The 12,725-nt window shown below is 65.8% G+C and carries 15 protein-coding genes; 7 read left to right on the top strand and 8 right to left on the bottom strand.

Going from position 1 to position 12,725, the window contains the following annotated elements; genetic code table 11:
- The first annotated feature begins 27 nt into the window (after positions 1-27).
- Positions 28-1,920, top strand: coding sequence for a glucans biosynthesis glucosyltransferase MdoH (mdoH, locus tag EWH10_RS03815; protein WP_044660320.1), 1,893 nt, complete (start codon positions 28-30; stop codon positions 1,918-1,920).
- 63 nt (positions 1,921-1,983) lie between these two features.
- Here mdoH and EWH10_RS03820 read toward each other — a convergent pair whose 3' ends face one another.
- From EWH10_RS03820 to EWH10_RS03855, 8 genes are all read right to left on the bottom strand, one after another.
- The gene (locus tag EWH10_RS03820) at positions 1,984-2,721 is read right to left on the bottom strand and encodes a sigma-70 family RNA polymerase sigma factor (RefSeq protein WP_025548576.1); all 738 of its coding nucleotides are present in this window, start codon (positions 2,719-2,721) and stop codon (positions 1,984-1,986) included.
- A 12-nt stretch (positions 2,722-2,733) separates the two neighbouring features.
- On the bottom strand, positions 2,734-4,854 hold the full coding sequence (flhA, locus tag EWH10_RS03825) for a flagellar biosynthesis protein FlhA (RefSeq protein WP_025548577.1): 2,121 nt from the start codon (positions 4,852-4,854) through the stop codon (positions 2,734-2,736).
- A 9-nt stretch (positions 4,855-4,863) separates the two neighbouring features.
- Positions 4,864-5,697 (bottom strand): lysozyme family protein, encoded by an 834-nt coding sequence (locus EWH10_RS03830; RefSeq protein ID WP_044662807.1) that lies wholly within the window; start codon positions 5,695-5,697, stop codon positions 4,864-4,866.
- 225 nt (positions 5,698-5,922) lie between these two features.
- On the bottom strand, positions 5,923-6,231 hold the full coding sequence (locus EWH10_RS03835; protein WP_044660321.1) for a hypothetical protein: 309 nt from the start codon (positions 6,229-6,231) through the stop codon (positions 5,923-5,925).
- 4 nt (positions 6,232-6,235) lie between these two features.
- Positions 6,236-6,517, bottom strand: coding sequence for a flagellar biosynthesis anti-sigma factor FlgM (flgM, locus tag EWH10_RS03840; protein WP_025548582.1), 282 nt, complete (start codon positions 6,515-6,517; stop codon positions 6,236-6,238).
- A gap of 46 nt (positions 6,518-6,563) precedes the next feature.
- A complete protein-coding gene (locus tag EWH10_RS03845; RefSeq protein WP_044660322.1) occupies positions 6,564-7,112 on the bottom strand; it encodes a flagella basal body P-ring formation protein FlgA in 549 nt (182 codons plus the stop codon).
- A 126-nt stretch (positions 7,113-7,238) separates the two neighbouring features.
- Positions 7,239-7,721: a flagellar motor protein MotB gene (locus EWH10_RS03850; RefSeq protein WP_044660323.1), complete on the bottom strand. Its 483-nt coding sequence runs from the start codon at positions 7,719-7,721 to the stop codon at positions 7,239-7,241.
- Positions 7,718-8,386, bottom strand: coding sequence for a MotA/TolQ/ExbB proton channel family protein (locus EWH10_RS03855; RefSeq protein ID WP_044660324.1), 669 nt, complete (start codon positions 8,384-8,386; stop codon positions 7,718-7,720). The genes EWH10_RS03850 and EWH10_RS03855 overlap by 4 nt, the downstream gene beginning before the upstream one ends.
- Positions 8,387-8,650: 264 nt before the next feature.
- Between EWH10_RS03855 and flgB the strand changes: the two genes are divergently transcribed.
- From flgB to flgG, 6 genes are all read left to right on the top strand, one after another.
- Positions 8,651-9,019 (top strand): flagellar basal body rod protein FlgB, encoded by a 369-nt coding sequence (flgB, locus tag EWH10_RS03860; protein ID WP_025548588.1) that lies wholly within the window; start codon positions 8,651-8,653, stop codon positions 9,017-9,019.
- A gap of 2 nt (positions 9,020-9,021) precedes the next feature.
- Positions 9,022-9,432, top strand: a complete 411-nt coding sequence (flgC, locus tag EWH10_RS03865; protein WP_044660325.1) for a flagellar basal body rod protein FlgC — start codon at positions 9,022-9,024, stop codon at positions 9,430-9,432.
- Positions 9,429-10,085 (top strand): flagellar hook assembly protein FlgD, encoded by a 657-nt coding sequence (locus EWH10_RS03870; protein WP_044660326.1) that lies wholly within the window; start codon positions 9,429-9,431, stop codon positions 10,083-10,085. Before flgC ends, EWH10_RS03870 begins: the two co-directional genes overlap by 4 nt.
- 51 nt (positions 10,086-10,136) lie before the next feature.
- Positions 10,137-10,979, top strand: coding sequence for a flagellar hook-basal body complex protein (locus tag EWH10_RS03875; protein WP_025548594.1), 843 nt, complete (start codon positions 10,137-10,139; stop codon positions 10,977-10,979).
- Positions 10,980-11,128: 149 nt separating this feature from the next.
- Positions 11,129-11,869, top strand: a complete 741-nt coding sequence (locus EWH10_RS03880; protein WP_044660327.1) for a flagellar basal body rod protein FlgF — start codon at positions 11,129-11,131, stop codon at positions 11,867-11,869.
- Between the two features lie 67 nt (positions 11,870-11,936).
- Positions 11,937-12,725, top strand: coding sequence for a flagellar basal-body rod protein FlgG (gene flgG / locus EWH10_RS03885; protein ID WP_025548597.1), 789 nt, complete (start codon positions 11,937-11,939; stop codon positions 12,723-12,725).

A 12,725-nucleotide genomic window follows, 5' to 3' on the forward strand; every position in this document is an offset into this window, starting at 1 on the left:
CGTGAAATCTGGCGAAACGAGTCGGGCATGAAAGCAACGGGTGGCGTGCACAGCAACAGGGCCGGCGGAATGGCGACCGTCAGGGCGTTCGAGCATCTTCCCCCGGAGAGGCCCCTGGCCATGCCCGCGCAGGATTTTTCCGCGACCCCGCGCGACCTGCCCCACCGTCCGTTCAACATCGACCTCTGGGCCCGGCGCACCCTGGTGGTGCTGCTGGCGCTGCTGCCTGCCTCCATGGCGGCGCATGAGATGCGGCGTTCCATCGGCCTGGACGGCATTTCGGCATGGGAGGGCGTCTATCTCGCCCTCTTCATCCCGCTCTTCGCCTGGATCGCCTTCGGCTTCGCCACCAGCCTGATCGGTTTCCTGCTGCTGACCATGGGGCGCGGCCCGGGCGTCCGTCCCTATCGCGCGCGGTCGACGGCGGCGCTGCGCGGGCGCACCGCCGTGCTGCTGCCTGTCTGCAATGAGGATTTTCAGGGCGTGCTCGGCCGCCTGTCGATCATGGAGCGCTCGCTGGCACAGGTCATGGGGGGCGAGCGGTTCGAATTCTTCATCCTCTCCGATTCCAACCCGGAAAATGGGGAGAAGGAGCGCGCCGCCTATCTGAAGATGCGCAAGGGCTTTTCCCGCCCCGTCCATTACCGCCGCCGCGCACTCAATGTCGGGCGCAAGCCGGGCAATATCGCGGAATGGGTCGAACGCTTCGGCGGCGCCTATGACTATATGATCGTGCTGGACGCGGACAGCGTGATGAGCGGCCAGACCATGGCGCGGCTGGCTTCGGATATGGAGCGGCATCCGCATGTCGGCCTGATCCAGACCGTGCCGTCGATCGTCGGCGCGTCGACGCTGTTCGCCCGCTGGCAGCAATTCGCCAGCCGCCTGTTCGGCCCCATTTCCGCCGCCGGCATGATCTGGTGGTCAGGGTCGGAAGGCATGTTCTGGGGCCATAATGCGATCCTGCGGACCAGGGCCTTCGCGCAGAGCTGCGGCCTGCCCGAACTGCCGGGACGCGCGCCCTTCGGCGGGCATATCATGAGCCATGACATGATAGAGGCGGCCCTGCTGCGCCGTCGCGGCTGGGACGTGCATATCGTCATGGCCGACGACAGTTTCGAGGAATTTCCCCCTTCCCTGCCCGATCTCGCCACCCGCGACCGCCGCTGGTGCCAGGGCAATATCCAGCACATCCCCCTCCTTTCTAAGATCAGGGGCATGCACCCGGTCAGCAAGTTCCAGCTCTTCGTGGGGGCGTCGGCCTATTGCACCTCGCCGCTGTGGCTGGCGCTGATGCTGGTGGTGCTGGGCGGCGCGGCGGCGGGCGTCTGGCCGCCGAGCGCCATATTGCCGTCGGGCGGCCTGCTGGCGCTGACGGCGGTGCTGCTGTTCGGGCCGAAGCTGCTGGCGCTGCTCTGGGCGCTGGCCGATCCTGCACGGCGCATCGGTTTCGGCGGCGGAGTGCGCATGATGCGCGGCGTGATCGCGGACATCGCGCTGTCGATCCTGATGGCGCCGATCAGCATGCTCACGCAGACCATCAACCTGTTCGGCATATTGATGGGCCGCAAGAGCAGCTGGAACGGCCAGACCCGCGACCGCGACGGCATGCGGATGCTGCCGGCGATCTGGCTGTTCAAATGGCATATCCTGCTGGGCGTGGGGCTGACGCTGCTGGCGGTCGAGTCCGATACATCGCTGGGCTGGATCGTGCCGGTGGCGGCGGGTCTGGTGCTGGCGCCCTTCTTCGCGGCCTTCACGGCGCGCAAGGATTGGGGCAGCCATGTCGCGAAAAGCGGGCTGTTCCAGGTGGCGGAACCCTGGTGGCGGATGCAGAATTACCAGAAGACGCGCTATCGGCAGTTGCAGTTGGACAATGCGCCGATCAAGGACTTCTCCAACGCCGCGAACGACAGTTAGTCGATCCTGAAACACCGTGTTCCTGCGCAGGAGCACGGCACGCCTGAAGGAAAGCGAAGGGACTCAGTCCCAATCCCGCAATTTCTCGCGCAGCCTGTCCAGCGCAGCCTTCTTGATCTGGCACACCCGCGCCGCGCCGATGTCCAGCGTCGCGCCGATCTCCTCCAGATTGAGTTCCTCGACGAAATAAAGCTGAAGCACCAGCGCCTCCCGCTGCGGCAGGTCGCCTATGCATTTGGCGAGCGCGGCTTTGAGCGATTCCCGCTCCATCACATCGTCGGCGCGATCCTCGACATCGGCAAACCACATGGACTGGTCGGAATAGACCTCGTCCATGCTGCTATGCTGCACCATCTCGCAGCCATCCGCCACTTCGCGATAGGCGGCGGGGTCCAGCCCCATTTCGGCGGACATCTCCGCCTCCAGCGGCGCACGGCCCAGCTTCTGCTCCAGCCGGTTGCGGATGGCCCCTAACTGCTTGCGCTGCGACATGGCGGAACGCGTCATCGTCGCATGGCGGCGCAGATGGTCTATCATCGCCCCGCGCACGCGCATCTGCGCATAGGAGGCGAAGCCAAGGCCCCGATCCTCGAATCCATTGGCCGCCTCGACCAGCGCGACCATGCCGATCTGGAGCAGGTCCTCGATCTCGATGGCGCTCGATACCCGGCCATGGACATGCCAGGCGATCTTGCGCACCAGCGGCATATATTGGCGCGCCAGCCGTTCGGGCGAGTTGGCATGGGCGGACCGGCCATAGGTGTTGGCGTCGGAACCGGCGACGACCCTATTCATGAACATCGGTCAGGCTCCTCAGGCAACGCGTTCGCGTGTCGGCAGGGGGTCGTGGCGCGGCGCGGGCCGCTGCTCGCCGCCGACCACGGCGACGACTTCCACGCCCTTGCCATCGGGAATTTCCAGGAAGGACAGCACCGGCGTCTCCGGCAGATGCGGCTTGAACAGCCGGGCCAGCGCCCGCCGCGCGAGCGGCGAGGTGACGATGGCGAAGTTGCGCGCCTGCCCCAGCAGCGGACGGGCCGCCGTGACCACCGCCTCTATGATGCGGTTGGCGAGGGCGGGTTCGATCGGGTGCCGGGCATCGCCCGCGACCCGCATCGCCTGCGCCAGCAACGCTTCCAGATCGCCGTCCAGCGTGATCACCGGCAGCGGCATCTTCACCGGCACCAGCCCCTGGATGATCAGCGAACCGATGCGCTGACGCACCGCCTCGACCAGTTGGTCCAGCGTCATGTCGGGCCGCGCCGCGTCGACCATCGCCTCGCAGATGCGGCGGAAATCCTTGAGCGGAATGCCCTCCGCCAGCAGGGCGCGGCAAAGCGCGCTGATCTGCGTCAGGTTCAGCAGCCCCGGCGTCAGGCCGTCGACCAGTTGCGGCGCGGCGTCCTTGAGGTTGTCGAGCAGCTTGCGCGCTTCGTCCAGGCCGAACATCTCGCTGGCGTTCATGGCGATAAGCTGGTTGAGATGGGTGGCGACCACCGTCGGCGGATCGACCACCGTATAGCCCGCGACCACCGCTTCGCTGCGCTTGGCGGGCGAAATCCAGACGGCGTCGAGGCCGAAGGTCGGGTCCTTCGCCTCGCGGCCGGACACCGTTCCCTCCAGCGCGCCGCTGTCCAGCGCCAGCAGGTCGTCGGGGAAAATCTCGTCCTCGCCCACGACGACGCCGGCGATGGTGATGCGATATTGATTGGGCTCCAGCGCCAGATTGTCCTTCACGCGGACCATCGGCACGACGAAGCCCAGTTCCTTCGAAAGCTGGCGGCGGATGCCGGTGATGCGGGCCATCAGCGGCGCGCCCTTGCGCTCGTCCACCAGGCTGATCAGGCCATAGCCGATCTCCAGCCCCAGCACGGCGCCGTCCGACACGTCGTTCCATTCGATCAGCGCCGGGTTGGGCGGCGGGGCGGCGGCTTCGGGCTCGGCCGCCTTGCGCTGGCTCGACTTGCGGAGGTGCCAGGCGATGCCGCCCGCCACCGCGGCGGCGGGCAGGATGATCATGTGCGGCATGCCGGGCAGGATACCCAGGAAAGTCAGGATCGCCGCGACCGGCATCCAGGCCTTGCCCGAACCGAACTGGCTGGTGATCTGGTTCGACAGATCGTCCTCGCTGCCGACCCGCGTCACGATGGCGGCGGCGGCGATGGAGAGCAGCAGCGCCGGAATCTGCGCGACCAGCGCGTCGCCGATGGCCAGGATGATATAGGTCTGGGCAGCTTCCCCGATGCTGAGCTTGTGGCTGACCACGCCCAGTATGATGCCGCCGACGATGTTGATGGCCAGGATCAGGATGCCTGCGACCGCATCGCCCTTCACGAATTTGGAGGCGCCGTCCATCGATCCGTAGAAGTCCGCCTCGGTCGCCACTTCACGGCGGCGGACCTTGGCCTCTTCCGGGGTCAGCAGGCCGGCGTTCAGGTCGGCGTCGATCGCCATCTGCTTGCCCGGCAGGGCGTCCAGGGTGAAGCGGGCGCTGACTTCCGACACGCGGCCCGCGCCCTTGGTGATCACGACCAGGTTGATGATCATCAGGATCGCGAAGACGAAGATGCCGACGACATAATCGCCGCCGATCAGGAAATGGCCGAACGCCTCGATCACATGGCCTGCCGAATCGGTGCCTTCATGCCCGTTCACCAGCACGACGCGGGTCGACGCGACGTTCAGCGCCAGCCGCAGCAGCGTCGCGAACAGCAGCACCGTCGGAAAGCTGGAGAAGTCGAGCGGCTTGGCGGCGTTCAGCGCCACCATCAGCACGGCCAGGCTGATCATGATGTTGGTGATGAAGCCGACGTCCAGCATGATCGCCGGCACCGGCACCATCATGAACAGCACGACCATCAGCGTCGCAATGGGCAACACCGCTCCCTTGGCGGCGCTCATCCAGATCTTCGCTTTGACTTGGGCGGGAGTCATATCGGGCCGTTACCTTCCGAGGGTGGCGAGCATGAGATAGGCGAGGCGCGCCGTCTGCGGTTCGGGCCGGACGGTCACGTCGGCGGCGGTCGCAAGGCGCTGGGTTTCGATCCGCACATAGTCGGCGGGCTGCACGGTCTTCGCGCCGGAGGGCAAAGACGCATCGGCATATTGAATGTCGCCGCCGCCGACCGAATCGAAGCCCTTCTGGAGCTTGGCGGCGAAGCGGTCGCGGATCTCCGCGAAGCTGCGGGCATTGCCCTGCCTGTCGTAGAAGATGGAGCGGTTGGCGCGGGCGGCGGCCGGGAACATGCCGGCGGCGGCGGCATTGGGCGCGCGGTCGTTCATCGACAGGAACCTGCTGGCCCCGCCGACGCCCAGAAAATGGGCCATGTAAAGGTCGACCGGTTCCGCCTCGCGGCCCAGCCGCTGCTCCAATGTGGCCTTGTTGTCGGCGGCATGTTGGGCGGCCATGACGGATGCGGTTTCGGGATGCTTGCGCAGGTCCAGTATCTGCTGGCGAAGGTCGGGATCGGCCACATAATAGCGGCCATTGCTGCCCCGGCTGATCGCGTCGGCGGCCCAGCCCAGCCCATATTCGCCGCCATGCTGGTCGATGACCGCCAGCCAGCTCTGGTCGACGAACTGGTAAAGCCCGGTCGCGGAGGAGGTGGTCGCGCGGGCGGTGGGATTGAGGCTGCTCTCGATCTTCGCCTGCCCCAGCAGATAGGCGAAGTCCACGCCCGTCCGCCGGCTGGCCATGGCGATCGCGTTGGTCACGCGATTGCCCGTCGAAGCGCCCGTTGCCGCGCCCGTTCCTGCGATGTCTGCGAAAGCCGACACTGGTTCGATCAATCCCCGTTGGTACCGGGGGTCATTAGAGCAAGTGACGTGCCAAGATTTGGTTAACGCGCGCTCATGATTTGATTTTCGGGAATGGAGCCTGCTCCGGTCAAATCAAGCCGCGCCCACCCGCTCCTGCGCAGGCAGGAGCCCAGTCCGCCGTCAGTGGAAAGCAAAAAGGGCGCCGTGGCGGGCGCCCTTGCAACGTCTCGGAGGGTCGGATTTTCAGCGCCCGTAAACCAGAGGCGCCGTTTCCGCGCCGCGCGCCGCGAGTATCGCAAGCCGCTGATTCGCATGATCCGCGAGCAGGTTGGTACGAATCCGCGCCGATTCCATCATCGGCTGGAGCGCCCTCAATCGATCCTTCACCGCTTCGTCGGACCGCCATACGCCGATGGCGCGAACAGCGGACGCGGCTTTGGCGATCCGCTGCGTCGCCGCTTCGATCACCGCCGCATCCACGCCGTCCAGTGCCCCGCGCAGCTCTTCGAAAGCCGCGCCCAACTCATCCAGCGCTGCAAGACCGAGCGGCATGGGGTCAACCGGCCGCCGGCAGGTCGAGCGCCAGCATGCGATCCGCGATCGCCGCCGGATCGACGGGGTAATTGCCCGAAGCGATGGCCGCCTTGATCGCGGCGACGCGATCCATGTCGACCGGCGCGCCTTCGGCCGCCATGCGGGCGACGGGGCTTGCCGAACTGGCCGAAGAAGCGGAAGTCGCGGCCGAACCGGTCGAAGAAGCGCGCGTCGTCCTGCCGCCTTCCTTCAGGCGGGCTGCCTCTATGGCGGCGCTGATATTCTGGCCGACAGACTTGATCATCGTTTCAATCCTTCATTCGTCCCGCACAGTCTATATACGGCCGGGTTCAAAAATTGTTAAATCCCGGAACACGAACAATTCCCATTTCCACGACCTGCGCCAATATCGGCGCGGATTTCCTGTCTTCCCGCACGCGGATCGTCTCGCCCACGGCGCCGTCCTCGTCCGCGACCATCATGCGCGAGACGCTGAAGGCCGCATTGCCCGCCATCAATTGCACCGGGTCGCCCTTCTTGACGGCGGCCTCCCTGGGCGCCGCCCGCGCCGAAGGGGCGTAGCGCGCCACCGGCCCGGAAGCGGCAGCGGCGCCGCCGGCCACCAAAGGCACGCGGATTCGCCAGCCCAACGCATCGCACTTGACGATGGCGGCGCCAAAGACAGGCCCGTCCACGCTGGGCGTCGCCGGACAGGCGGCCAGCCGCAAACGGCGGTCGACCGGCGCCATCGGCCCGCCCGGTTCGCCCAGATTGGCGCCGACGGTCATCGCGACCAGACTGTCGATCCGATCCAGATTCTCGAACTTCTGCTGCGCCAGCGCAGGATCGGACGCTGAAACGGACAGCGCCAGAAGCAGGATCTTGGGCAAATTCGTCACGGTATCTCTCCGAAAGCGGACAGGATTAACCATGAACCACGCAAAATTCGTGCCATATAATGGACGCTGCTGCTGGGGAGGGTGAGCCGTGCAAAAAAACAGCAGCACCTTTGGGGCGGTCGACGCCTAACGTTCCGCGACAATCAGGATCACCTGCCCCTTGCCGCCCTCGCCATCCAACTGGTCCAGCCCGCGCAGCACCAGCCGGTCGCCGCCAATGCCTTCCGCCTTCAGCGCCCGCGCCACGGCGCCGAGGCGCGCCGCCGACAGGTCCCAGCCGTCGAAGCGCTGATGCCCCGCATCCGTGCCGCGGCTGCTGACCTCCAGCCGCTCGCGACCCAGCGCAAAGCGATCCGCCACGATCTTCAGCCGCTTCCGGCCCTGCTGCGTCAGCAACGCCTCACCGGGCAGGAACAGTTCGGCGGCGTGGATTTCCATGGGACTGCTGGCATGGCCGCCAAATTGCTGCCGCACCTGCGCCAGCATGGCGTCACGCCGCTGGCCGCTGGCCTGAAGCATGACGAAAAAGCCGAGCAGCAACAGCAGCAGGTCGGCGAAGCTGATCGCCCAGCGGCCGCGCCGCGCCCCGGCAAGGGCGGAGATATTCATGCCACCTCGCGGATCGAGGCGCGGCGCATCGGCACATTTTCCCGCCGCGCGATGGCGGCCATGCGATCAGTGACCTCCTTCTGCCAGGCGAGTTCGCGTTCCGACAGGTCGGCAAGCCGCGTCGCTACGGGCGCGGCGATGACATTGGCAATGACTACGCCATAGAAGGTGGTGAGGAGCGCCAGGGCCATGGAGGGGCCCAGCGCCGCCGGATCGTCCATCGCGGCGAACATGCCGACCAGGCCGATGATCGTGCCCGCCATGCCCAGGGCCGGGGCGGCATCCGCGATGGACAGCCAGACCTTGCAGGCAGCGCCATGGCGCTGCGCCCGGTCCGCCAGCGATTGCGCGGCCCACAGTTCGAACTGCTCCGTCTTCTCGCAATTGGCGAGCTTGCGCGCGGCTTCGGTCAGATAGGGATTGGCCGTCTTCACCCGGTCCGTGCAGGCAAGGCCGCGCAGTTGCGCGACCTGATCGATCTTCAGCATGGCCGCCCGCGCAGCATCCCGGTCCTTCGCTGGATCGGCGCGCAACAGGGGAACAAGGGCGGCAAAGGCCCGCCCCAGCGCCCGCGCGCCATTCTGGAACAGCGCCACCAGCCCGATCCCCGCGACCATGGCCAGCAAGGTCAGGGGGTCGAACAAATGCGCCATGATCCCGATCATCTTCACGTCCCCGCTTACGCCCGGCCGGCCGGCGGCAAAGCGCTGCCACCCGCCGGCAAAATTTTGCCGCCCTTGCCGCCATCCTCACGCAATCCCCCAGATTTCCGCCATTTTCCGCCATGCCGATGCGTCACCCACGCAAATTGGCACGGCTCTTGCGAATATCAGGCTGGATCACCCGCAGTTCACGCCATCAGGCCTCAGAACGGCGGGGGAGACGGAAGTTTTAGGCCCATCGGGGCGGAAAAAAGCGGAAAGACGACAATGTCGCTGGAAGACGGATTGTTCGGGATACATGGAAAGGCGCTGGCGCTTCGCTCGCAGCGCCTTTCCCTGCTCGCGTCCAATATCGCGAACGCTTCGACGCCGGGATACAAGGCGCGCGACATCGATTTCGAGTCCGCCCTCAAGGAAGCCACGACGCGGCAGGGCAAATCCGCCGCCGACGTGTCGCAGGCCGTCGACGATTCGATGGGCTATCGCGTGCCGCTGCAACCCAGCCTCGACGGCAACACGGTCGAACTCAGCACCGAACAGACGCTGTTCGCGGAAAACGCCGTCAAATATCGCACGACCCTCTCCTTCCTGGAGGGCCGCATCAACACCATCACCCGCGCGCTTAAGGGAGAATGAGCATGAGCGGCCATGGCCCCCTGAACGTCTTCGACATCGCCGGCCGCGCCATGAGCGCGCAGCTCGTGCGGCTCAACGCCACCGCCTCCAACATGGCGAACGCCGGCAACGTCACCGGCAGCGCGGCGGAGGCCTATCGCGCGATCAAGCCGGTGTTCCAGTCGGTCACCGACAGCCCCGGCGTTTCGACCATCAAGGTCCAGAATGTCGTCACCACCAATGCGCAGCCCACCAAGCGCCACGACCCCAACCATCCGCTGGCCGACAAGAATGGCGATGTCTGGGAAGCCGCCGTGGATAGCAGCGCGGAACTGGTCGACATGATCGAGACCGCCCGCATGTACCAGAATAACGTGCAGGTGCTGAACACCGCCAAGTCCCTGATGATGGAAACCATAAGGATCGGCAAATGACGACCACGACCGCCACCGACAGCGCGGGCCTGTCCGTCTATAACCCCTATGCCAATGTCGGCACGGGCAAGTCGGAAATGGGTCAGGCGGACTTCCTGCGCCTGCTGACCGCGCAAATGCAGACGCAGGACCCGTTCGAACCCGTCGATAACGCCCAGATGGTCGCGCAGATGGCGACCATCACCAACAGCAGCGGCATCGCGGAAATGAACCAGACGCTGAAGAATCTGGCGTCGCAACTGACCGGATCGCGCCTTGGCGACGCGGCAAGCTGGATCGGCAAGTCGATGCTGGTGCAGAGCAACATCGCCGCGCCCGATGCAGCCGGCCAATATATGGGCCAGGTCAGCTTTGCCGACGCCACCAGCGGCGCCAGCGTCGACCTGATCGACGGCAACGGCAATGTCGTCAAGACGATCGAACTGGGCGACCAGCCCAAGGGCGACATCAATTTCTATTGGGACGGCAAGGATGAAGCCGGCAACACCATCGCCACCGACGCGCTGAAGATCAAGGTCAACGGCGCCAGCCCCAGCCGCGTCGCGAGCTGGGCCACCATCGCCGCCGTCCAGTCACCCGCCGACGGCAGTTCGTCCAAGCTGATCACTGCGCTCGGCACCTATTCGCCGTCCGACGCCATCTCGCTCGCCTAACCGACCAATCCTTTTCACACCGATTTTCCTTTTCACCCAAGGAGCAACGCCATGTCCTTCTACATCTCGCTTTCCGGCCTGAAGGCCGCCCAGACCGACCTGTCGACCACGGCGAACAATGTCGCCAACGTCAACTCGACCGCCTTCAAGAAGAGCAAGGCCGTGTTCGGCGACATCTTCGCCGCCGCGCCGATGCAGACCACGACGCAGGTCGCCGGCCAGGGCGTGCGCGCCCAGGGCATCAGCCAGCAGTTCACCCAGGGCACGATCGAGACCACCGACAAGACGCTGGACCTCGCCATCACCGGCGAAGGCTTCTTCACGGTGAAGCGCAGCGCCGACAATCAGGTGGGCTATACCCGCAACGGCGCCTTCTCGGTGGAGGAGGACCGCTATGTCGTCGACACCACCGGCGCCCGGCTTCAGGTGATCCCGCTCAATCCCACTACCGGCGCGCCGACGGTGACGGGCACCCTGACCCCGACATCGCTGACCGACCTCAAGATTCCGACCAACTGGCCCGACGGCGGCACCGGCAACCAGCTCACCAGCGTGGGCGTGTCGGAAGAAGGCAAGATCACCGGCGTTTATGCCGACGGTTCCACCGTCTATCTGGGCGCAACCGCCATCGCCGCGTTCAACAGCCAGGAAGGGCTGCGCCAGAGCGGCGATGCGCACTGGACCGCGACCAACGCGAGCGGCACGCCGATGCTGGGCACCGGCAATAGCGGCCTGTTCGGCTCGGTCCGCTCCGGCGCGCTGGAACGCTCCAATGTCGACATCACGGAAGAGCTGGTGAACCTCATCTCCGCCCAGCGCAATTTCCAGGCGAACTCGAAGGCGATCGAGGCGGCGAACACGCTGTCGACCACCATCGTCAACATGCGGACCTAAGCTTCCGCATGAATTGAACCGTCATTCCCGCGAAAGCGGGAACCCATCTCCCGACCTCGCACAAAGCGGCAACGCTGGAAGATGGATCCCCGCCTCCGCGGGGGTGACGGAAATAAATCAGCGCCCGCAGTCAACAACAGGACACCCCCATGGACCGGCTCGTCAACACGGCACTCACCGCGATGCGCGGCGCGATGGCGCGGCAGGCGGCGATCTCCAACAATCTGGCGAACGTCAACACCACCGGCTTCCGCGCGGAAATCGCCAATGCCGAGACGCGCTGGATCAAGGGCAGCACCTTCGACACGCGGGCGCAGGCGTCCGAACAGGTGATCGCCGCCGACATGGCGCAAGGCGCGGTCACGGAAACCGGCAATCCGCTGGACGTGGCCATGAACGGCGATGCGATGCTCGCCGTTCAGGCCGCGGACGGCAGCGAAGCCTATACGCGCCGCGGCGACCTCAAGGTCAGCGACAGCGGCCTGCTCATGACCGGCGACGGCCTGCCCGTGCTGGGCGAAGGCGGCCCCATCACCCTGCCGCAGATGGACAGCATCTCCATCGCGAAAGACGGCAGCATCTGGGGCGTGCCGCAGGGCGGCGACCCCGCCAATCCGCAACAGGTGGACAAGCTGAAGCTGGTCAGCCCGGTCGGCTCCAGCATCGCCAAGGGCACGGACGGGCTGTTCCGCGAAGCCAATGGCGGCGCGCTGCCCGACGATCCGCTCGCCAGCGTGACCGGCGGATCGCTGGAAGGGTCGAACGTCAACGCCACCTCAGCGCTGGTGCAGATGATCGAGGCGAGCCGCGCCTGGGAAACCCAGGTCAAGATGATCGACACCGCCAAGCAGCTCGACGATGGCGGCGCATCGCTGATGCGCCTGGATTGATGGTTAATTTGGCACGGCTCTTGCTTTTCGACAGGCAAGCCTGACGGCCCTACGGAGATTTTGAGCCATGACCAACGCAGCCCTTCATGTCGCCCGCACCGGCCTTGACGCGCAGAACACGAAGATGCGCGTGATCGCCAACAACCTGGCGAACGTCAACACCACCGGCTTCAAGCGCGATCGCGCCGATTTCGAAACGCTGGCCTATCAGCAGATCGTGGCCGCAGGCGCGAACAGCGACAGCGAGAACAAGTTCGCCACGGGCCTCAACCTCGGCTCGGGCGTCGCGATGCAGGGCACGGCCAAGATCAACAGCCAGGGCACGCTCAACCAGACCGGCAACACGCTGGACATGGCGATAGAGGGTTCGGGCTATTTCCAGGTGCAGCAGCCGGACGGCTCCATCGCCTATACCCGCGCCGGCAATTTCACGACCACGGCGGAAGGCGTCGTCGTCACCAGCGAAGGGCTGCCGCTGATCCCGCAGATCACGGTTCCGGAAGGCGCCACCAGCGTCACCATCGGCAATGACGGCACCGTCTCCGCCACGCTTCAGGGGCAGGCCGAACCGACCCAGCTAGGCCAGATCGAACTGGCGAGCTTCATGAACCCGGGCGGCCTTCAGGCGGTCGGCGGCAATCTGCTGAAGGAAAGCGCCGCCAGCGGCACGCCGCAGGTCGGCGTCGCGGGGCTGGACGGGCGCGGCGTCGTCCGCTCCGGCTATCTCGAAACCTCGAACGTCAACGTGGTCGAGGAACTGGTCGACATGATCGAGACCCAGCGCGCCTATGAGGTCAATTCCAAGATGATCAAGGCGACCGACGAAATGCTCCAGTACGTCAACCAGCAGTTGTGA

It is taken from the genome of Sphingobium fuliginis, assembly GCF_004152845.1.
Taxonomy (GTDB): Bacteria; Pseudomonadota; Alphaproteobacteria; order Sphingomonadales; family Sphingomonadaceae; genus Sphingobium; species Sphingobium fuliginis.